We start from the raw sequence: 19,025 nt of genomic DNA on the forward strand, positions 1-19,025 counted from the left end.
TCCGCCACGGGCCCGACTGGCGGACGGCATCCGTGAACACGCGAGTAGCAACACGATGGCTGATTTACCGATCGACGACCTGAACATCGCCTCCAACGAGGCGCTGATCACTCCCGCACAGCTCAAGCACGAAGTGCCCCTCACCGAACTGGCCATGCGCACCGTCAGCCAGGGGCGCCAGGTCGTCCGCGACATTCTCGACGGCAAGGACCACCGCCTGTTCGTGGTGGTCGGCCCCTGCTCGATCCACGACGTCAAGGCCGCCCACGAATACGCCGAGCGCCTCAAGGTGCTGGCCGCCGAGGTGTCCGACACCCTGTTCCTGGTCATGCGCGTGTACTTCGAGAAGCCGCGCACCACCGTGGGCTGGAAAGGCCTGATCAACGATCCCTACCTGGACGACTCGTTCAAGATCCAGGACGGCCTGCACATCGGTCGCCAGTTGCTCAGCGACCTGGCCGAAATGGGCCTGCCGACCGCCACCGAGGCGCTCGACCCGATCTCCCCGCAGTACCTGCAGGACCTGATCAGTTGGTCGGCGATCGGCGCGCGCACCACCGAGTCGCAGACCCACCGCGAGATGGCTTCCGGCCTGTCCTCGGCGGTCGGCTTCAAGAACGGCACCGACGGCAGCCTGACCGTGGCGATCAACGCCCTGCAGTCGGTTTCCAGCCCGCACCGCTTCCTCGGCCTCAACCAGCAGGGCCAGGTGTCCATCGTCACCACCAAGGGCAACCGCTACGGTCATGTGGTGCTGCGCGGCGGCAACGGCAAGCCCAACTACGATTCGGTCAGCGTGGCGCTCTGCGAGCAGGAACTGACCCGCGCCGGCATCCGCCCGAACATCATGGTCGACTGCAGCCACGCCAACTCCAACAAGGACCCGGCGCTGCAGCCCCTGGTGATGGACAACGTCGCCAACCAGATCCTCGAAGGCAACAACTCGATCATCGGCCTGATGGTGGAAAGCCACCTGGGCTGGGGCAGCCAGTCGATTCCGAAGGATCTCGGCGAGCTCAAGTACGGGGTGTCCGTCACCGACGCCTGCATCGACTGGAACACCACCGAGAAGGCCCTGCGTAGCATGCATGCCAAGCTCAAGGACGTGCTGCCCAAGCGCCAGCGCGGCTGAGGCTGCACACGCCAGAAACGACAAGGCCGGGCATCTTGCCCGGCCTTGTCGTTTCTGGTTTTCACGCCTCGCGGGCGACGCTGCCCTGGCGGCGCTCCATGTAGCGCTCCACATAGGAGCAGGACGGTATGACCGTATAGCCCATCGCCTCGGCGAAACGCAGGGCTTCTTCGGTCAACGCCGCGGCGACGCCGCGCCCGCGCAGGCTGTCCGGCACATAGGTGCGGTAGATGTCGATGGTCTGCTTGCCCAGATCCATGTAGGACAGGTAGGCCCGATGGCCATCCACAGTCACCGCGAACTGCTTGCCCGCCGGATCGTGCTGGACTTCAATGGACAATGACTCGCTCATCTCGACTCTCCCCTCGCTGCGCTGCTCATGGCGTTCCACCCGAGTCTTGAACATTAGCAAAGCCCGGGCGCGGCTGTCCAAACTCGACCCCGCCGCTGGGCGGCCAGGCAGTGTCCGCATCGGCGCCAATACTGGCTACTTTTTGCACAGCTGTCGACCTTGCAGTGTCCCCGGCAAAAAAAAAGCCAAGACAGGCGGTCGGCACATTTACTTACTAGAACTTATGAGTACCATGTACAGCAGCAGGTTTCCCGGTATGGGGAATCGCATCATGGAAAGTCCACCTTAAGGGGAACACCGATGAACAACGTTCTGAAAATTTCCGCTCTGACCCTGGCCGCCATCCTGGCTACCGGTTGCAGCAGCATGTCCAAAGAAACCGAAGCCCGTCTGACCGCTACCGAAGACGCCGCTGCCCGCGCTCAGGCTCGTGCCGACGAAGCCTACAACAAGGCTGACGAAGCTCTGGCCGCCGCTCAGAAGGCTCAGCAGACCGCTGACGAAGCCAACGAGCGCGCCCTGCGCATGCTGGAAAAAGCCAGCCGCAAGTAATAGATCCCCGGATCTGGCACTTGTGAAAAAGCCGGCCCCTCGGGGCCGGCTTTTTCATGCCTGCAAAACGCGTCGCCCTCAAGCGACGAGGCCCGCGACAGCAGCGCTGCCACGGGCCTCGTCGAGCCAGTCACGGCGCGGGATCATTCCGCGCTGGCCACGGCCTCTCGCGAAGGGGCGATCTCCACCGGGATGCCGTCTTCGGCGGCCACCACCTCGCGGACCACTTCCCAGTCCAGGCTCTGCTCGCCGCCCAGGTCGTTGCGCTTGAGCAGGGTGTTGATCACCTGCGCATGCTTGTCGACCACCGAGGCCTCGCCGGTGTCGTCCAGCGGCGCATGGGCCTCCAGGTAGACCTTGCCGCCACTGATGCCGAACTTGTACGGCTCGTTGATGATCCGCACCTTGGTACCCACCGGTACCATCTTCGCCAGCTCCAGTACGTTGTGGTTGAGCATGCGGAAGCAGCCGTGGCTGACCCGCATGCCGATGCCGAACTTCTTGTTGGAACCGTGGATCAGGTAGCCCGCCGTCCCCAGGGTGAACTTGAACGGCCCGAGCGGATTGTTCGGACCCGGCGGGAAGATCGCCGGCAGGATGTCGCCCTCGGCGGCATGTTCCTCGCGGATCGACTTGGGCGGAATCCAGGTCGGGTTGGGGAACTTGCCGGTGATGGTGGTGTTGGCGATCGGCGAGTTCCAGCCCTCGCGGCCGATGCCCAGCGGGAAGGTGTGCACCACGTTCTGGCCTTTCGGGAAGTAGTACATGCGGTACTCGGCCAGGTTGATGACGATGCCTTCGCGCGGCCCCGGCGGCAGGATGAAGCGGGTCGGCAGGATCACCTCGCTGCCCTCGCCCGGCAGCCAGGGATCGACGCCCGGGTTGGCGGCGACCATTTCCAGATAGCCGAGGTCGTTCGCCGTACCGAGGTCGGCGAAGGTGTCTTCGTACTTGGCCTTGATCACCTGCACCTGGCCGACCACATCTTCGCCGGGCGGCGGCAGCGGCAGCTCCAGAGCGATGGCCGGCGCGGCCAGCAGCAGGGCGGACAACGAGGCCAACAGCGGACGAACGGCAAAAGCGCGCGGCAACATCGGAAGTTCCTGAGTATTTTGGGTGGTCAATTATTGTACATCGGCGCCCCGGCCACGGGGAGTCCTATCGTCTCTCGGCGCAGAACCGTCCCATGCAGCAGTCGGTGCAGTGTTGCGGGAGGGCCGATAGCAGCCCGTCAAGGCGCCTCCGGAACGCACAGCGACGCTGCGCAGAGTCCTCCTGCGGACTCAGCGCAGCGGCCAGTCCCGCGGCAAGCCATGGCGCTCGGCGCGCAGGCGCTGCAGGCACACCGAGCACAGCCGGTTGTCCTTGAGCACCGCGCGATCCAGATCCATCCACAGGGGCTGCGCCGGCAGCAGGCTGCCGCACAGGGTATGGTCGCCCGCATCGTCCAGCTCCAGCTGCCGGGCCACCACATGCAGGCGCACCTCCTGGCAGGCGAACAGGTCGAGCTGTTCGTTGGGCACCAGCAGTCGGTAGGCGTACAGGGACCAGCTATGGCGGGACATCGAGAGGGGCTCCGGGGCGACGGCGCGCAACCTTAGCCGAAAGCCCCGGACGGGAAAAGCCTCAGAGCAGCGGCGCGAGGGTCGGCCAGAGATTTTCCAGCAGCACCGGCTGCGCAGCGGCGTTGGGGTGGATGCCGTCGCCCTGCATCAGCGCCGGCACGCCGCCCACACCCTCCAGGAAGAACGGCACCAGCGGCACCGCGCGCCGCGCGGCCAGCTCGCGGTACACCTGGGCGAAGGCGCGGGTATAGCGCTCGCCATAGTTGGGCGGCAGCTGCATGCCGAGCAGGACCACCGTCGCGCCGGCCGCCTGCCCCTGCGCGATCATCGCCTCCAGGTTGGCCTGCAGCTGTGCCGGCGGCTGGCCGCGCAGGCCGTCGTTGCCGCCCAGCTCGATCAGCAGCAGCTGCGGTGCATGGCGCTCCAGCAACTCCGGCAGGCGGGCCCGCCCGCCGGCGCTGGTTTCGCCGCTGCGCGAGGCGTTGACCACCTGCCACTGCGGCGCCTGCTCGCGCAGCCGGTCATCCAGCAGGCTGACCCAGCCCTGGCGAGTTTCCAGCCCGAAAGCCGCGCTGATACTATCCCCGACGACCAGCAGCGTGCCGGCCATCGCCTGCTGGGCCAGCAGCAGCCACAGCAGGCCGGTCCCCAACCACTTCATAGCCATCGGACTCCCCATGAGCGCCAGCATTCTCTCTGCGAGCCACCTTAGCAAAGTGGTCCCCGGCCCGGAAGGCGAACTGACCCTCCTCGACGCCTTCTCCCTGGAGCTGGCCCGCGGCGACTCGCTGGCCATCGTCGGCCGCTCGGGCTCGGGCAAGTCGACCCTGCTCGGCCTGCTCGCCGGACTCGACCTGCCCAGCGGCGGCGAGGTGGTGCTGGCCGGCCAGCCGCTCGGCCGCCTCGACGAGGACCAGCGCGCCCGGGTGCGCGCCGAGCATGTCGGCTTCGTGTTCCAGTCCTTCCAGCTGCTCGACAGCCTCACCGCCACGGAGAACGTCATGCTGCCGCTGGAACTGGAAGGCCGCCGCGACGCCCGCAGCCGCGCCGTCGCGCTGCTCGAACGGGTCGGCCTCGGCCAGCGCCTGGGCCACTACCCGCGCCAGCTGTCCGGCGGCGAGCAGCAGCGGGTGGCGGTGGCCCGCGCCTTCGCCGGCGAGCCCGACCTGCTGTTCGCCGACGAGCCCACCGGCAACCTCGACAGCCAGACCGGCGAGCGCATCATCGAGCTGCTCTTCGAGCTCAACCGCGAGCGCGGCACCACCCTGGTGCTGGTCACCCACGACGCCCGCCTCGCCGCCCGCTGCCGGCGCCAGCTGCGCCTGGAGGCCGGCCGCCTGGTGCCGGAGGCCTGATGCGCGCGCCGCTGTCCTTCCTCCATCTGCTGCGCCTGGCCCTGCGCCAGCTGCGCCGCGAGGCGCGCGCCGGCGAACTGCGCGTGCTGTTCGTCGCCCTGCTGATCGCCGTGGCGGCGAGCAGCGCCATCGGCCACTTCACCGAACGCCTGAACGGCGCCATGCTGCTGCGCGCCGGCGAATTCCTCGGCGCCGACCTGGTGCTGCGCGGCAGCAGTCCGGCACAGCCGGACCAGCTCGACGCCGGCCGGCGCCTCGGCCTGCAGGAAGCCGCCACGGTCGAGTTCTCCAGCGTGATCGCCAGCGAACAGGCCCTGCAGTTGGCCAGCGTCAAGGCGGTCGACGCGCGCTACCCGCTGCGCGGCCAGCTGCGCAGTGCCGCGCACCCCTTCGCCGCCGAACAGCCCGGAGGCCATCCGGCGCCCGGCGAGGCCTGGGCGGAAAGCCGCCTGCTGACCGCGCTGGACCTGAAGGTCGGCGACGTCGTCGAGGTCGGCCGCCAGCGCCTGCGCCTGAGCCGCGTGCTGACCTACGAGCCGGACCGCGCCGGCGACTTCTACAGCCTGACCCCGCGCCTGCTGATCAACCTCGCCGACCTGGACGCCACCGGCGTGGTGCAGCCCGGCAGCCGGGTCGCCTACCGCACCCTGTGGCGCGGCGAGGCGGCGCAGCTGGCGGCCTATCGGCAGGCGCTCGACGGCCGCCTGGCCGCCCACCAGCGCCTGCAGGATGCTCGCGACGGCAGCCGGCAGATCGGCGGCGCGCTGCAGCGCGCCGAGCGCTACCTGGGCCTGGCCAGCCTCGCCGCGGTGCTGCTCGCCGGGGTCGCGGTGGCGCTGTCGGCCAGCCGTTTCGCCAGCCGCCGCTACGACCTGGCCGCCCTGCTGCGCTGCCTGGGTCTGGCCCGTCGCCAGGCGCTCGCCCTGTTCGCCCTGCAGGTGCTGCTGCTCGGCCTGGCCGCCAGCCTGGCCGGCGTGCTGCTCGGCAGCCTCGCCCAGCTCGCCCTGTTCCACCTGCTCGGCGGCCTGCTGCCGGCCGAAATCCCGCCGACCGGCTGGCGCCCGGCGCTGCTCGGCGTCGCCGTCGGCATGGTCGCCATGGCCGGCTTCGCCCTGCCGCCGCTGGCCGCGCTGGGCCGGGTGGCGCCGCTGCGCGTGCTGCGCCGCGACCTGCAGCCGGTGCCGCTGTCCAGCCTGGCCGCCTACGCCAGCGCGCTGCTGGCGCTGGGCCTGCTGATGTGGTGGCTGAGCCTGGACCTGTGGCTGACCCTCGCCCTGCTCGGTGGCGGCCTGCTCGCCTGCCTGCTGCTCGGCGGCCTGTGGCTGCTGGCCCTGCGCGGCCTGCGCCGCCTGCTGGCCAACGCCGGACTGGCCTGGCGCCTGGGACTCGGCCAGTTGCTGCGCCACCCGCTGGCCGCCGCCGGCCAGTCGCTGGCCTTCGGCCTGATCCTGCTGGCCATGGCGCTGGTGCTGCTGCTGCGCAGCGAGCTGCTCGACGACTGGCAGCGCCAGTTGCCGGCCGACGCCGCCAACCACTTCGCCCTGAACATCCTGCCCGACGAGCGCGAGGCCTTCGCCGCGCGCCTGGCCGCGCTCTCGGCGCGCCGCGCGCCGCTCTACCCGGTCGCCCCCGGCCGGCTGGTCAGCATCAACGGCGAGCCGGTGCGCCAGCACGTCAGCAAGGAGTCGCGCGGCGAGCGGGCGGTGCAGCGCGACCTGAGCCTGACCTGGAGCCACGAACTGGCCGCCGACAACCGCCTGCTCGCCGGCCAGTGGTGGGATACGCTGCCGGCCGGACACGGCCCGGCGGTGTCCATCGAGGCCAAGCTGGCCGAGAGCCTGGGTGTCGGCGTCGGCGACCGGCTCGGCTTCGACATCGGCGGGCAGGCGCTGGAGGCGCGGGTCGCCAGCCTGCGCAGCGTCGACTGGGACAGTTTCCAGCCCAACTTCTACATGGTCTTCGAGCCGTCCAGCATGGCCGGCATCGCGGTCACCTACCTGACCAGCTTCCACCTGCCGGCCAGCCGCGAGCGGGAGCTGGTCGAGCTGGCCCGCGCCTTCCCGGCGGTCACCCTGCTGCAGGTCGACGCTTTGCTCGCCCAGCTGCGCAGCATCCTCGCCCAGGTCAGCCTGGCGGTGGAGTTCGTCCTGCTGTTCGTGCTCGCCGCCGGCCTCGCGGTGCTGCTCGCCGGCCTGCAGAGCACCCTCGACGAGCGCACCCGCCAGGGCGCCCTGCTCCGCGCCCTCGGCGCCGAGCGCCGCCTGCTGCAGCGCGCGCGCCTGGGCGAATTCGCCGTGCTCGGCGCCGCCAGCGGCCTGCTCGCCGCACTGGGCTGCGAGCTGGTCAGCGCCCTGCTCTACCGGCTGGTCTTCGACATGCCCTGGCAGCTCCACCCGCAACTGCTCCTGCTACCCCCGCTGGGCGCGGCGCTGGTCGCCGGCGCCGGCCTGCTGGGCACCCGCCGCGTGCTGAGCGCCAGTCCGCTGGCGGTGCTGCGCGAATCCTGATCCCCCGTACCGGAGTCGCTCGATGAGCCGATATCGTCCGCCGCGCCCCGCCGGCACCCCGCTGATCACCCCCGAAGGCGAGGCGCGGCTGCGCGCCGAACTGCACGAACTGTGGAACGTGCGCCGCCCGCAGGTCACCCAGGCGGTCAGCGAGGCCGCCGCCCAGGGCGACCGTTCGGAGAACGCCGAATACACCTACGGCAAGAAGATGCTGCGCGAGATCGACAGCCGCGTGCGCTTCCTGCGCAAGCGCCTGGAGGCCCTCAAGGTGGTGGGCGAGCGGCCGGCCGACCCCGGCAAGGTGTACTTCGGCGCCTGGGTGACCCTCGAGGACGAGGACGGCGAGCAGGCCCGCTACCGCATCGTCGGCCCCGACGAACTGGACCTCAAGCACAACCTGATCAGCATCGACTCGCCGCTGGCCCGCGCGCTGGTCGGCAAACCGCTGGATGCCGAGGTGCGGGTGCAGACCCCGGCTGGCGAGCGCAGCTGGTACGTGGTGGCCATCGACTATCCCTGAGCCGAGGCTCAGGGCTCCAGCCGGTAGCGCTCGCGGGCGAAGGCCAGCTGGTACTTGTTGATGCTGTTGACGTAGCTGACCACGCCCATGCCGTGGCGCTCGGCCGCCACCCGCTCGACCTGGAAGAACCACTGGTTGGGATTGAGCCCGCGCCGCCGCGCCTCGGCGCGCAGGCTCTGCACCCGCTGCGGGCCGAGGTTGTAGGCGGCGAGGACGAAGGCCATGCGCTCGCGCTCGTTGAGCTGGCTGCTGGCGAAGAAGCGCCGGCGCAGCATGGCCAGGTAGCGCGTGCCGGCCTGCACGTTGCCGTCGAGGCTGGCATGGTTGTGGACCCCGACGCTGCGCGCCGCCGCCGGGGTGATCTGCAGCAGCCCGGTGGCGCCACCGGCGCCGCGCGCGGCGGGGTTGAGGGTCGACTCCTTGAAGGCCAGCGCGGCCAGCAGCAGCCAGTCGAGATCCGCGGCGCGGGCATGGCTCATCAGCGTCGCGCGCACCCGCGCCAGGCGCTGCAGCTCGACGCGGCCGAGCGGGTTGTGGACCTTGTAGAGGCGCCGGTAGACCCGCTGGAAGGCGGCGTCCTGGTTGGCCGGCGCGCGGTATTCGCGCAGGAAGCGGTCGATGCCGGCGCGCAGGTTGGGCGCCTCGCGGTGCACGAACCAGTGCATGCCGCCCTCCGTGGCCAGCTGCAGGTGGCGGTCGATGCGCAGCTTCGGCCAGACCCGCGCCCAGCGTTCGGCGATCGGCAGCTCCACCGCGGTCATCGGCAGGATGCCGGCCTGGACCATCTCCAGCACGTCCTCCACCGCCAGGCTGGGGTCCAGCCAGTCGGCGACGATGGGCGTCTTGCGTCCGGCGTTGAAGCCCTGCAGCGCCTCGCGGGCGGCGCTGCCGGCCGGCAGCGCCAGGCTGCGCCCGGCCAGTTGCTCGAGGGTGGCGTAGCGGCGGTTGCCCTGGCGGCTGACCACCACCAGCGGCACCCGGGCCAGCAGCGGCGCGCTGGCGCTGACCGCCTGGCCGCGGCGCACCGCCAGCAGCTCGCCGGGCGCCACCAGGTCGCCCTCGCCGCGCAGCAGCGCCGGCAGCAGTTGCTCCTTGGGCAGGGGGATCAGCTTCAGGCGCACCTCGCGGCCGTCGCGCGCGCCGCGGTTGAGGTATTGCTCGAAGGCGCGCAGGCGCCGGTATTCGACGCCGATCGGCTCGCCACGCACCTCGCCCGAGCTGTTGCGGCTCTGGTTGACCAGCACCCGCAACTGCCCGCTGGCGCGCACCGCCGCCAGGTCGCGCACCCGCGTGTGGCCCTCCCAGCCTTCCGGCGGGCCGGGCAGACGGGCCTGGGCCAGCGGCGCCAGCAGCAGGCCGAGCAGCGCCAGGCAGGCGCACAGCCAGAGCGCCGGCAGGGTTCTGCCGTTACTGGCGCGGTTGCGGTTAAATAGGCTCTTTTTCGTCAATCTCGAATTCCCGACCGGGCATTCGGCCAGCCAACGGGTGCAGCACCATGCAACTGATCGACATCGGCGTCAATCTGACTCATGGCTCATTTGCCAGGGACACCGAGGCCTTCCTGCAGCGCGCCCGGGACGCCGGCGTGTGCCAGATGGTGCTCACCGGCACCTCGGCGGAGGACAGCGAAGCGGCGCTGGCGCTGTGCCGCGCCTTCGACCCCGAGGGACAGCGGTTGTTCGCCACCGCCGGCCTGCATCCCCACGAAGCCAGCCAGTGGCACGCCGACAGCGCCCGCCAGCTGCGCGCGCTGCTGGCCGAGCCGCAGGTGCGCGCGGTCGGCGAATGCGGGCTGGACTTCAACCGCGATTTCTCGCCGCGCCCGCAGCAGGAGAAGGCGCTGGAGGAGCAGCTGGCGCTGGCCTGCGAACTGCAGCGCCCGGTGTTCCTCCACGAGCGCGAGGCCAGCGTGCGCCTGCTGGCGATCCTGCGCCACTACCGCGACCGCCTGCCGGGCGCGGTGGTGCACTGCTTCACCGGCGAGAAGGCGGCGCTGTACGCCTACCTCGACCTCGACCTGCACATCGGCATCACCGGCTGGATCTGCGACGAGCGCCGCGGCAGCCACCTGCATCCGCTGGTGCGCGAGATTCCCGCCGGCCGCCTGATGCTGGAAAGCGACGCGCCCTACCTGCTGCCGCGCACCCTGCGCCCGCGACCCAGGCACGGCCACAACGAGCCGGCGTTCCTGGTCGAGGTGCTCGACGAGGTGGCCCGCCATCGCGGCGAGTCCGCCGAGCAGCTGGCCGCCCACAGCACCGCCAGCGCGCGGGCCTTCTTCGCCCTGCCCTCAGTCTGAGGCGCCGTCCAGATCGCGCTGCAGCTGCGCCAGCGCCGCATCGGCGGCCAGCGCCGCCTGCTCCAGTTCGGCCTGCCACTGCGCCAGACAGGGCGCCAGCGCGGCATCGACGGCGGTGCGCTGGCACCACTGCCAGCGATCGTGCCAGTCGCCGAGGGCGGCCTGGGCCAGCTTGAGGCCCTCGCCCTGCACCTGCAGCTGCCGCGGCCAGGCCTCGGCGGCGTAGCGCACGCGCTTGACCAGGATGCGCAGCCGATGGCGGTCGTGGGCCGGGTCGGCCAGCCCCTCGCGCAGCCGCAGCACCTGGCGCTGCAGGCGCCGCTGCAGGCGCTTGCCCAGCCCGCGCAGGGCGCCCTCGCGCTCGGCCTCGCGCAGCAGTCCCGGCCACAGCCCCAGCGCCTGGCGCAGGCGGGCCAGCTCGGGGGCGGCCAGCAGTTCGTCGTAGCCCGCCTCCAGCGTGCCGCGCCGCTGCACGGCCAGCGCTTCCAGGCCACGGCGCTGCAGTTCCTCGGCCAGCACCTCGACGTCGCGCAGCGGTCCGGACTGGCGGCCGAAGGCGCCGGACAGCGCCTCCAGGGTCTCCACCCCGGGTACCCCGCGCAGCGGGCGCAGCAGGCTGCGCAACCGCCGCACCGCCACCCGCAGGTCGTGCAGCGCCTCGCCGTCGGTGCGCGCCTGCAATCGCGCGCGGGCCGCCAGCAGGGCCACTTCAAGAGCGATGGAACGGTGGATCAGACGATCGAGCAAAGCGGACATTGCGCCTCTCCTTCTGTGTCGTCGGGAATCTCGCCTCGCCCAGCATACCAGCAGGACGCCGGGCGGCCCGCCCGCTCGGGCCGGCGCCGGCTCAGGCACGCCCCACGCGACGCAGGCTGCGCCGCAGCTCGTCCAGCCGCTGGCGCAGCGTCACGGCAGAGCGCGGCGCGGCGGCGTAGCGCTGCGCCTCGAAGGCTTGGGCGAAGGCGAGGATCGCCGCCGCCTGAGCCGGCAACGCGCGCGCCGCGCGCTCGGCGAAGTCGCGCGGCCCCTCACCGGGCGCACGGTACAGCCGCTGGCGCGCCAGCAGACGCTCGAAGCGCCGGTATAGGCGGCGCTGACCGTCGCGCTCGACCCGCCAGGGCTTGAGCAGCAGCAGGGCGAGCAGCGCCAGCACGGCCAGTGTGCCGCCGAGGATCAGGGCTGCGAGCTGGCCGTGCTGCAGGTCGCCGAACAGGCGGCGCAGCAGCTGCATCTGGGTGTCGCCGCGATAGCCCAGCACCTGACGCTGCCAGGCGTGGTTGAGGGCATCCCAGGACAGGCGCAGCTCGTTCAGCCAGGCCACGTGGCGATAGCGCAGCGCCGACAGCGGGGTCTCGGCGAGGAAGGCCTCGCCCTCCGGCAAGGCCTGCTCCAGCCCCAGCTCGATGCGCGCCGGCGCCACCTGGAAGGTCGGGTCGACGCTGCGCCAGCCGAATCCCGGCTGCCAGTACTCGACCCAGGCGTGGGCGTCGAACTGGTGGACCAGCACATGCTGGCCGTCGGGATTGACCTCGCCGCCCTGGTAGCCGGCCACCACCCGGCTCGCCACCCCGGCGGCGCGCAGCACGAAGGCCATCGCTCCGGCGTAGTGGGCACAGAAGCCGCGCCGGCTGTCGAACAGGAAGTGGTCGATGCTGTCACCGGCCGCCGGCGTCGGGCGCAGGGTGTAGGCGAACGACTGCTCGGCGAAGTAGCCCAAAAGCGCCGCGGCCAGCGCCTGCGGATCGTCGCCGTGCTGCGCGCGCAGCCGCGCCGCCCAGGCCCGCGCGCGCGGATTGCCGCTCGCCGGCAGCTGCAGCGCCGCGGCCAGCCGCGGGCTGCCGGCGGCCTCGCGGCGCGCCTCGGGCCAGGACTGCAGCGTATACAGCAGGCGCTGCTCGACGGGGCGGGCATGTTCGAGGCGGAAGTCGCCCTTCTGGCGGATCTCCGCCTGGGCGCTGTAGGCGCTGTCCAGCGCCGGCAGCCAGGGCCGGCCGCTGGGTTCCAGGACGATGCTGTAGTCCAGGCGCGGGCCGCGCGGCTGCCACCGCGGCGTATCCGACCAGGCCGCTTCGGGCAGTTGCGACCAGCGCTGGCCGTCGAACGCCTCGTAGGTCAGCGCCCGCCAGTAGAGCTGCGCGCGCGGCGGCGGCGGCCCCTCGAAACGGGCGCGCAGCACCAGCGCATCGGACAGCCCCAGCTCGGCGATCTCCCCCGGCGCCATGCTCTCGGACAGTCCGCTGCGCGCCTGCAGGCCGTTCTGCGGCAGGCGCCACAGCGGTTCGAGGCGCGGCACCAGCAGGAACAGCAGCAGCGCCAGCGGCGCCGCCTGCAGCACCAACAGCAGGGCCAGGCGCAGGGTCGGCCAGGGCCGCTCGACCAGCGGCGAGGTCTGCAGGCCGAGCAGCGCGGCAAGCAGGGCGAGCACCGCCAGCAGGCTGTACAGCGCCGCCGGCAGACTGTCGTCGAACAGGTAGCCGACCCCCACGGCGATGAAGCCGAGCAGGATCGCCACCTGGCCGTCGCGGCGGGTCTTCAGCTCCACCAGCTTGAGCACGAAGGTGGCCAGCAACAGGGCGCGCCCGGCCTCCAGGCCGAACAGCGAACCGTGGGCGCTATAGACCCCGGCGGCGGCGGCCAGCACCATGGCCGCCTTGCTCCAGGCGCCTGGGAAGCCGGCGCGCATGCGCAGCACCTGCACCCGCCAGGCGGCGCAGACCAGCCACAGGCCGCTGATCCACAGCGGCAGGTGGCGCAGGTGCGGGGCGATCACCAGCACCTGCGCCACCAGCAGCCAGAGCAGCGCGACCCGCGGCAGCGGCGGGGCCTGGCGGACCTGCGCCCGCCACGCGGCCAGGCGGCGCCTCACGACGCCCGCTCCGCCGCGCCGCGCTCGAACAGCGCCAGGTCGCGCAGGCACTGCTCCACGCTCGCCGTGCCGGGCGCGCGGCTGACGCCGGGCAGGCGCAGGCCGAAGGTCTTGCCGCGCGCCGCCAGCTGCAGCACGCCATGGCAGAGCAGCGACAGGCGCGCCTCGCGCTCGCCGTCCAGCGCCTCGAAGTCCAGCCAGGGATCGTCGCCGCGCAGGGCGGCGAAGTCCTTGACCAGCAGACCTTGGCCGCGCGACCAGGCCTTCCAGTGCAGGCGCCGCCGCGAGTCGCCGGGCTGGTAGGGACGCAGCCCCTGGAAATCGTCGACCCCGTCACGAGCCAGGGCACGACCACCCTCCTCGCCGCCGCCGAGCGCCGCCTGCCACTCGCCGGCCAGCGGCGCCGGATAGACCAGCACCGCCAGCTGCAGGTCGACCCAGCTCCAGGCCACCCACAGGCCGAGGGGGAAGCGCGTCTCGACGCGCAGGCGCGGCGCCGCCAGCCAGCCGCGCCGTACGGTGGCCAGGCTCAGATCGATCTCGGCATTGCCGGCCGCCGGCACGTCGGCGCGCAGCAAGGGCGCCGGCGGCCAGCCCAGTTCGATGCCGTGATGGGCGCGCCCGCCGCTCTGCAGGCGCACGCGCAGCAGCGCGCGCTCGCCGGCGAACACCGGCGGCGCCTCGCCGGCCGCCAGCTCGATGCCGGCCAGGTTGCGCCAGGTGTGCAGGATCGCCACCAGCGCCAGCGACAGCAGCAGGAAGCACAGGGCGTAGGCCAGGCTGTTGCGGTAGTTGATCGCCACCAGCAGCAGCGCCAGCCAGCCGACGGCGAACAGCCAGCCGGCCGCGCTCGGACGGATGAAGATGCTCCGCGCGCCGAGGCGTACCTGGCGTGCGGCGGGGATGCGCCGCTGCAGCCAGCGGCCGTCGCGCCAGAGCTTGCCCGCCCCGGCCATCACAGCGGCGCCACGTCGCGCAGCAGACCCTGCACCAGCGCGCCGCCGCCGTGGCCGGCGGGGTCGGCGGCATCGCGCAGGCGATGTCCGGCCACCGCCGGCAGCACTGCCTGGACATCCTCGGGGATCACGTAGTCGCGCCCGGCCAGCAGCGCCCAGGCGCGCGCCGCCGCCAGCAGGCCGAGGCTGCCGCGCGGCGACAGGCCGAGGGCGAAGGACGGCTGGCTGCGGGTGGTTTCGGCCAGGCGCAGGATGTAGTCGACCACCGCCTCGCTGACATGCACGGCGCCCGCCTGGGCCTGCAGCGCGGCCAGGGCGCGGGGATCGAGCACCGGCTCCAGCTGCGGCAGCAGCTCGCGCCGCGAGGCGCCGAGCAGCAGGGCGCGCTCGGCGGCGCGTGCCGGGTAGCCGAGGGCGATGCGCATCAGGAAGCGGTCGAGCTGCGACTCGGGCAGCGCGAAGGTGCCGCCCTGACAGCTGGGGTTCTGGGTGGCGATGACGAAGAACGGCTCGGGCAGCGGCCGGGTCGCACCCTCGATGGTCACCTGGCGCTCCTCCATGGCCTCCAGCAGCGCGCTCTGGCTCTTCGGGGTGGCCCGGTTGATCTCGTCGGCCAGCACCAGTTCGGCGAAGATCGGCCCGGGATGAAAGCTGAACTGCCCGCTGTCGCGGTCGAACACCGAGGTGCCGAGGATGTCGCCGGGCAGCAGGTCGGAGGTGAACTGGATGCGCTGGTAGCTCAGCCCCAGCACCCGCGCCAGGGCATGGCTGAGGGTGGTCTTGCCCATCCCCGGCAGGTCTTCGAGCAGCAGGTGCCCGCGCGCCAGCAGGCAGGCCAGGGCCAGGCGCACCTGGCGCTCCTTGCCCAGCAGCACCCGGTTGATTTCCCCCAGGCAACGTTCCAGTTGGCTGCGCATCGTCCACTCCTTGTCTCGACCGTTTCGCTTGGCCGGCGATCGTACTGCCCGGCGCCGCGTCAACCAAGCGACGTCCGCACGCTTCGGCGCCCGCCGGCGCCGCGCGGTGCCGGTTTTATTTCCGGATATTACATCCGCCCCGTACGCCGCAGCCCGCAGAGGACGGGGGCTGCCGGCCATCGGGCGGCCGCGCGCGGGGCGACTCGCGGCGCCGGCGCGGGGCGGCGCGCATGGACGCTGGCGGCGCCGCTGCGGTAAGTTTCGGGCGCATCGATGCGCCCGTACAGCGATCCGGAGGGCATCATCGGGCAACGGGCAGGCAAAGACCGGCAAACGGAGTCCACTTTTCCACCCCGCCACAATCCCTTCATCGATTCGGGAGACGCTGCGTATTCGGACGACAACAATCAGAAATCCGAGGTAGGTACATTGAAAGTTGGACTCATAGGTTTTGGGCGCACGGGCAAGTCCGTCGCCAGCGTGCTGCTCAACAGCAGCGACACCACCCTGGAATGGGTGATCCGCGGCTCGGCCACCCCCGGGCACCGCTCCGCCGCCGAGTGCCTCGGCGTGGAGTCGAACAACCCGGCGACCCTCTTCGGCCGCGACGAACTGCGCATCGACGAGCTGCTGGAACGCCAGCCGGTCGACCTGATCATCGACTTCTCCTCCAGCGACGGCATCGAGCTGTACGCCGAGGAGGCCGGGCGGCGCGGCATCGCCATCATCAGCGCAATTTCCCACTACCCCGAGGAGCGCATCGCCCAGCTCCAGGCGCTGGGGCAGCACACGCGCATCCTCTGGTCGCCGAACATCACCCTGGGGATCAACTTCCTGATCCTCGCGGCGAAGATCCTCAAGCAGATCGCCCCCGACGCCGACATCGAGATCATCGAAGAGCACTTCGCCAGCAAGCCGGAAACCTCCGGCACCGCCAAGGTGATCGCCGAGAGCCTCGACAAGTGCAGCGACGACATCAAGTCGATCCGCGCCGGCGGCATCGTCGGCCGCCACGAGATCCTCTTCGGCTTCCCCTACCAGACCGTGCGCCTGAGCCACGAGTCGATCGCCCGCGAGGCCTTCGGCAACGGCGTGCTGTTCGCCGCGCGCAACCTGTTGCAGCGCGAAGCGGGCTTCTACAGCATGCAGGACCTGCTCGAACCCTACTTCTACGACAAGGCGGCCAGCGGCTGAACGCCCTGGCCGCGCAACCGGCCCCGCTTACAAGGAGTTGCACCATGTCCTCGCCCACCCCATCGAACTGGCACGCCCGCGACGGCCAGGAGTGCCTGGATGCACTGCACAGCAGCTGCGCCGGGCTGGAGGGTCCCGAGGCGCAGCGGCGCCTGGAGCGCCACGGCGCCAACCGCCTGCCGGAGGCGCCCGGCAAGGGCTGGCTGCAGCGCCTGCTGCTGCAGTTCCACAACCTGCTGATCTACGTGCTGCTGGCCGCCGCGGTGCTGGTCGCGGCCCTCGGCGAGTGGCTGGACAGCGCGGTGATCCTCGGCGTGGTGCTGATCAACGCCGTGGTCGGTTTCGTCCAGGAAGGCAAGGCCGAACAGGCCATGCGCTCGATCCGCGGGCTGCTCAGCCTGGAATGCCGGGTGCGCCGCAACGGCGTGATCCAGACACTGCCGGCCGAACAGCTGGTGCCCGGCGACATCGTCCTGCTCGACGCCGGCGACCGGGTGCCGGCCGACCTGCGCCTGCTCGACTGCCGCGACCTGCGCATCGACGAGGCGATGCTCACCGGCGAGTCGCTGCCGGCCGGCAAGCGCTGCACGCCGGTGGACAACCAGGCCAGCCTCGGCGACCGCCACGGCATGGCCTACTCCGGCACCCTGGTGGTGGCCGGCAGCGGCAGCGGCGTGGTGGTGGCCACCGGCACGCAGACCGAACTGGGCAACATCAGCCACCTGCTCGGCACGGTGGAAAGCCTGCTCACTCCGCTGCTGGCCGACATGCAGCGCTTCGCCCGCCAGCTGACCCTGCTCATCGTCGGCCTCGCCGTGCTGACCTTCGCCATCGGCGTGCTGTGGCGCGGCTACTCGGCCGAGGAAATGCTCATGGCCGCGGTCGGCCTGGCCGTGGCGGCGATCCCCGAAGGTCTGCCGGCGGTGCTGACCATCGTCCTCGCCCTCGGCGTGCAGCGCATGGCCCGCCACCGCGCCATCGTCCGCCGCCTGCCGGCGGTGGAGAGTCTCGGTGCGGTGACGGTGATCTGCTCGGACAAGACCGGCACCCTGACCCGCAACGAGATGACCGTGCAACGGGTATTCACCGCCCAGGGCGACTACGCCATCGGCGGGGTCGGCTACGCCCCCTGCGGCGAGCTGCGCCACGCCGGCGAGGTGTGCGACCCGCAGCAGTTCCCCGACCTGCTGGAGCTGGCCCGCGCCGGCCTGCTGGCCAACGACGCCAGCCTGCGCGAGAGCACCGAGGGCTGGCAGATCAGCGGCGACCCCACCGCCGCCGCCCTGCTCACCCTGGCCGGCAAGCTCGGCCTGGAAAGCGCGCATGAACAGGCGCGCCTGCCGCGCATCGACGCCATTCCCTTCAGTCCCGAGCTGCGCGCCACCGCCAGCCTGCACCACGACCACGCCGGGCACGGGCTGATCTACCTGTTCGGCGCTCCGGAGCGGGCGCTCGAACTGTGCAACCGCCAGTGGCGCGACGGCAGCGCCGAGCCCCTCGACCTGCGCCTCTGGCACAGCCGCATCGAGCAGGGCGCCAGCGCCGGCCTGCGCATGCTGGGCATCGCCATGCGACCGCTGCAGGCGCCGCAGAGTCTGCTGGACTACGCCGACCTGGAGGGCGACTTCATCCTCCTCGGTCTGGTCGGCATGCTCGACCCGCCGCGCGAGGAAGCCATCGCCGCCATCGCCGACTGCCGCAACGCCGGCATCGCGGTGAAGATGATCACCGGCGACCACGCCGCCACCGCCAGCGTGATCGCCGAGCGCCTCGGCCTGGCCGGCGGCGCGCCGCTGACCGGCGCCGATCTGGATCGCCTCGACGACCGCGAACTGGACGAGCGCCTGCCGCATACCTCGGTGTTCGCCCGCACCAGCCCGGCGCACAAGCTGCGCCTGGTCGAGCGCCTGCAAGCCAATGGCGCACGGGTGGCGATGACCGGCGACGGGGTCAACGACGCCCCTGCGCTCAAGCGCGCCGACATCGGCATCGCCATGGGCATCAAGGGCACCGAGGCGGCCAAGGAGGCCTCGCAGATGGTGCTGGCCGACGACAACTTCGCCACCCTCGCCCACGCGGTGGCCGAGGGCCGCACCGTCTACGACAACCTGAAGAAGTCGATCCTGTTCATCCTGCCGACCAACGGCGGCCAGGCGCTGGTGCTGCTGGCGGCCATCGCCCTGGGCCTGACCCTGCCGATCACCCCGCTGCAGATCCTCTGGGTCAACATGATCACCGCGGTGACCCTGGCGCTGGCGCTGGCCTTCGAGCCGGCCGAGGGCGAGCTGATGCGCCGCCCGCCGCGCGACCCGGCGCAGCCGCTGCTGTCCGCCCTGGTGCTGTGGCGCATCCTGTTCGTCTCGCTGCTGCTCACCGCCGCCAGCCTCGGCCTGTTCCTCTACGCCCAGAGCCAGGGGCTGGCGCTGGAGGTGTGCCGTACCCTGGCGGTCAACGCGCTGGTCGCCGGCGAGATCGGCTACCTGTTCTGCGCCCGCCGCCTGCACGCGCCGGCCGCCTTCGGCCTGCGCGACAACCCGATGGTCTGGGGCATGGTGCTGCTGTTGCTGCCGCTGCAACTGGCATTCAGCCACTGGGCGCCGCTGCAGGAGCTGTTCGGCACCGCGGCGCTGGATGCCGGCGGCTGGAGCTGGGTGATCGGCGCCGGACTGGCGGTGCTGGTGCTGGTCGAGCTGGAGAAGTGGCTGCTCGGCCGCCTGCTGCGCCGCGAGGCCTGACGGCCCGCGCGCCGACGCGCTGCGCCTGCACAAAAACGCCGTTTCCCCGCCCGGGGAAACGGCGTTTTGCGTGGC

General features: G+C 71.6%; 17 protein-coding genes. 8 read left to right on the forward strand and 9 right to left on the reverse strand.

Features of this window, described 5'->3' with window-relative positions:
- Nucleotides 1–55 precede the first annotated feature (55 nt).
- Nucleotides 56–1,132: a 3-deoxy-7-phosphoheptulonate synthase gene (locus BLU22_RS14615; RefSeq protein ID WP_090215997.1), complete on the forward strand. Its 1,077-nt coding sequence runs from the start codon at nucleotides 56–58 to the stop codon at nucleotides 1,130–1,132.
- 61 nt (nucleotides 1,133–1,193) lie between these two features.
- On the opposite strand, the gene BLU22_RS14620 is transcribed toward BLU22_RS14615, so the two are convergent.
- Nucleotides 1,194–1,484, reverse strand: coding sequence for a GNAT family N-acetyltransferase (locus tag BLU22_RS14620; protein WP_090216000.1), 291 nt, complete (start codon nucleotides 1,482–1,484; stop codon nucleotides 1,194–1,196).
- Between the two features lie 300 nt (nucleotides 1,485–1,784).
- Here BLU22_RS14620 and BLU22_RS14625 point away from each other — a divergent pair, with 300 nt between their 5' ends.
- Nucleotides 1,785–2,036 (forward strand): Lpp/OprI family alanine-zipper lipoprotein, encoded by a 252-nt coding sequence (locus BLU22_RS14625; protein WP_090216002.1) that lies wholly within the window; start codon nucleotides 1,785–1,787, stop codon nucleotides 2,034–2,036.
- 143 nt (nucleotides 2,037–2,179) lie between these two features.
- On the opposite strand, the gene BLU22_RS14630 is transcribed toward BLU22_RS14625, so the two are convergent.
- From BLU22_RS14630 to BLU22_RS14640, 3 genes are all read right to left on the reverse strand, one after another.
- Nucleotides 2,180–3,130: a L,D-transpeptidase family protein gene (locus BLU22_RS14630; RefSeq protein ID WP_090216005.1), complete on the reverse strand. Its 951-nt coding sequence runs from the start codon at nucleotides 3,128–3,130 to the stop codon at nucleotides 2,180–2,182.
- Nucleotides 3,131–3,319: 189 nt separating this feature from the next.
- Entirely contained in the window at nucleotides 3,320–3,601 is a 282-nt protein-coding gene (locus BLU22_RS14635) for a hypothetical protein (protein WP_090216007.1), read from the reverse strand.
- A 61-nt stretch (nucleotides 3,602–3,662) separates the two neighbouring features.
- The gene (locus BLU22_RS14640) at nucleotides 3,663–4,268 is read right to left on the reverse strand and encodes an arylesterase (RefSeq protein WP_162274143.1); all 606 of its coding nucleotides are present in this window, start codon (nucleotides 4,266–4,268) and stop codon (nucleotides 3,663–3,665) included.
- Nucleotides 4,269–4,278: 10 nt separating this feature from the next.
- Here BLU22_RS14640 and BLU22_RS14645 point away from each other — a divergent pair, with 10 nt between their 5' ends.
- From BLU22_RS14645 to greB, 3 genes are read left to right on the forward strand one after another with little or no spacing between them, the layout of a single operon-like run.
- Entirely contained in the window at nucleotides 4,279–4,956 is a 678-nt protein-coding gene (locus BLU22_RS14645) for an ABC transporter ATP-binding protein (protein ID WP_090216013.1), read from the forward strand.
- Nucleotides 4,956–7,463, forward strand: coding sequence for an ABC transporter permease (locus BLU22_RS14650; protein ID WP_090216016.1), 2,508 nt, complete (start codon nucleotides 4,956–4,958; stop codon nucleotides 7,461–7,463). The genes BLU22_RS14645 and BLU22_RS14650 overlap by 1 nt, the downstream gene beginning before the upstream one ends.
- Before the next feature lie 22 nt (nucleotides 7,464–7,485).
- Entirely contained in the window at nucleotides 7,486–7,983 is a 498-nt protein-coding gene (greB, locus tag BLU22_RS14655; protein WP_090216018.1) for a transcription elongation factor GreB, read from the forward strand.
- Between the two features lie 8 nt (nucleotides 7,984–7,991).
- Here greB and BLU22_RS14660 read toward each other — a convergent pair whose 3' ends face one another.
- Nucleotides 7,992–9,380 carry an MltF family protein gene (locus BLU22_RS14660; protein ID WP_394327556.1) on the reverse strand — a complete coding sequence of 463 codons (1,389 nt, stop codon included), beginning with the start codon at nucleotides 9,378–9,380 and terminating at the stop codon, nucleotides 7,992–7,994.
- 98 nt (nucleotides 9,381–9,478) lie between these two features.
- Between BLU22_RS14660 and BLU22_RS14665 the strand changes: the two genes are divergently transcribed.
- Nucleotides 9,479–10,282, forward strand: coding sequence for a TatD family hydrolase (locus BLU22_RS14665; RefSeq protein ID WP_090216021.1), 804 nt, complete (start codon nucleotides 9,479–9,481; stop codon nucleotides 10,280–10,282).
- Here the strand turns inward: BLU22_RS14665 and BLU22_RS14670 are convergent.
- The 4 genes from BLU22_RS14670 to BLU22_RS14685 all read right to left on the reverse strand — a co-directional run bounded on the left by BLU22_RS14670 (nucleotide 10,274) and on the right by BLU22_RS14685 (nucleotide 15,021).
- The gene (locus tag BLU22_RS14670; RefSeq protein WP_090216024.1) at nucleotides 10,274–11,038 is read right to left on the reverse strand and encodes a CHAD domain-containing protein; all 765 of its coding nucleotides are present in this window, start codon (nucleotides 11,036–11,038) and stop codon (nucleotides 10,274–10,276) included. The genes BLU22_RS14665 and BLU22_RS14670 overlap by 9 nt on opposite strands.
- Before the next feature lie 91 nt (nucleotides 11,039–11,129).
- Nucleotides 11,130–13,148 (reverse strand): transglutaminase TgpA family protein, encoded by a 2,019-nt coding sequence (locus BLU22_RS14675; RefSeq protein ID WP_269457632.1) that lies wholly within the window; start codon nucleotides 13,146–13,148, stop codon nucleotides 11,130–11,132.
- Nucleotides 13,145–14,104, reverse strand: coding sequence for a DUF58 domain-containing protein (locus BLU22_RS14680; RefSeq protein WP_090216026.1), 960 nt, complete (start codon nucleotides 14,102–14,104; stop codon nucleotides 13,145–13,147). Before BLU22_RS14680 ends, BLU22_RS14675 begins: the two co-directional genes overlap by 4 nt.
- Entirely contained in the window at nucleotides 14,104–15,021 is a 918-nt protein-coding gene (locus tag BLU22_RS14685) for an AAA family ATPase (protein ID WP_090216029.1), read from the reverse strand. Before BLU22_RS14685 ends, BLU22_RS14680 begins: the two co-directional genes overlap by 1 nt.
- A 429-nt stretch (nucleotides 15,022–15,450) precedes the next feature.
- On the opposite strand from BLU22_RS14685, the gene BLU22_RS14690 reads away from it, so the two are divergent.
- On the forward strand, nucleotides 15,451–16,215 hold the full coding sequence (locus tag BLU22_RS14690; protein ID WP_090216032.1) for a 4-hydroxy-tetrahydrodipicolinate reductase: 765 nt from the start codon (nucleotides 15,451–15,453) through the stop codon (nucleotides 16,213–16,215).
- A 44-nt stretch (nucleotides 16,216–16,259) separates the two neighbouring features.
- Nucleotides 16,260–18,950 (forward strand): HAD-IC family P-type ATPase, encoded by a 2,691-nt coding sequence (locus BLU22_RS14695; RefSeq protein WP_090216035.1) that lies wholly within the window; start codon nucleotides 16,260–16,262, stop codon nucleotides 18,948–18,950.
- Nucleotides 18,951–19,025: the final 75 nt, after the last annotated feature.

This window comes from Pseudomonas guangdongensis (assembly GCF_900105885.1).
Classification (GTDB): domain Bacteria; phylum Pseudomonadota; class Gammaproteobacteria; order Pseudomonadales; family Pseudomonadaceae; genus Geopseudomonas; species Geopseudomonas guangdongensis.

Coding starts and splice junctions, on each gene's coding strand:
- BLU22_RS14650 (WP_090216016.1), top strand. CDS start 4,956: ATGCGCGCGCCGCTGTCCTTCCTCCATCTGCTGCGCCTGGCCCTGCGC.
- BLU22_RS14680 (WP_090216026.1), bottom strand. CDS start 14,104: ATGGCCGGGGCGGGCAAGCTCTGGCGCGACGGCCGCTGGCTGCAGCGG.
- greB (WP_090216018.1), top strand. CDS start 7,486: ATGAGCCGATATCGTCCGCCGCGCCCCGCCGGCACCCCGCTGATCACC.
- BLU22_RS14645 (WP_090216013.1), top strand. CDS start 4,279: ATGAGCGCCAGCATTCTCTCTGCGAGCCACCTTAGCAAAGTGGTCCCC.
- BLU22_RS14630 (WP_090216005.1), bottom strand. CDS start 3,130: ATGTTGCCGCGCGCTTTTGCCGTTCGTCCGCTGTTGGCCTCGTTGTCC.
- BLU22_RS14640 (WP_162274143.1), bottom strand. CDS start 4,268: ATGGCTATGAAGTGGTTGGGGACCGGCCTGCTGTGGCTGCTGCTGGCC.
- BLU22_RS14635 (WP_090216007.1), bottom strand. CDS start 3,601: ATGTCCCGCCATAGCTGGTCCCTGTACGCCTACCGACTGCTGGTGCCC.
- BLU22_RS14615 (WP_090215997.1), top strand. CDS start 56: ATGGCTGATTTACCGATCGACGACCTGAACATCGCCTCCAACGAGGCG.
- BLU22_RS14620 (WP_090216000.1), bottom strand. CDS start 1,484: ATGAGCGAGTCATTGTCCATTGAAGTCCAGCACGATCCGGCGGGCAAG.
- BLU22_RS14685 (WP_090216029.1), bottom strand. CDS start 15,021: ATGCGCAGCCAACTGGAACGTTGCCTGGGGGAAATCAACCGGGTGCTG.
- BLU22_RS14625 (WP_090216002.1), top strand. CDS start 1,785: ATGAACAACGTTCTGAAAATTTCCGCTCTGACCCTGGCCGCCATCCTG.
- BLU22_RS14670 (WP_090216024.1), bottom strand. CDS start 11,038: ATGTCCGCTTTGCTCGATCGTCTGATCCACCGTTCCATCGCTCTTGAA.
- BLU22_RS14695 (WP_090216035.1), top strand. CDS start 16,260: ATGTCCTCGCCCACCCCATCGAACTGGCACGCCCGCGACGGCCAGGAG.
- BLU22_RS14665 (WP_090216021.1), top strand. CDS start 9,479: ATGCAACTGATCGACATCGGCGTCAATCTGACTCATGGCTCATTTGCC.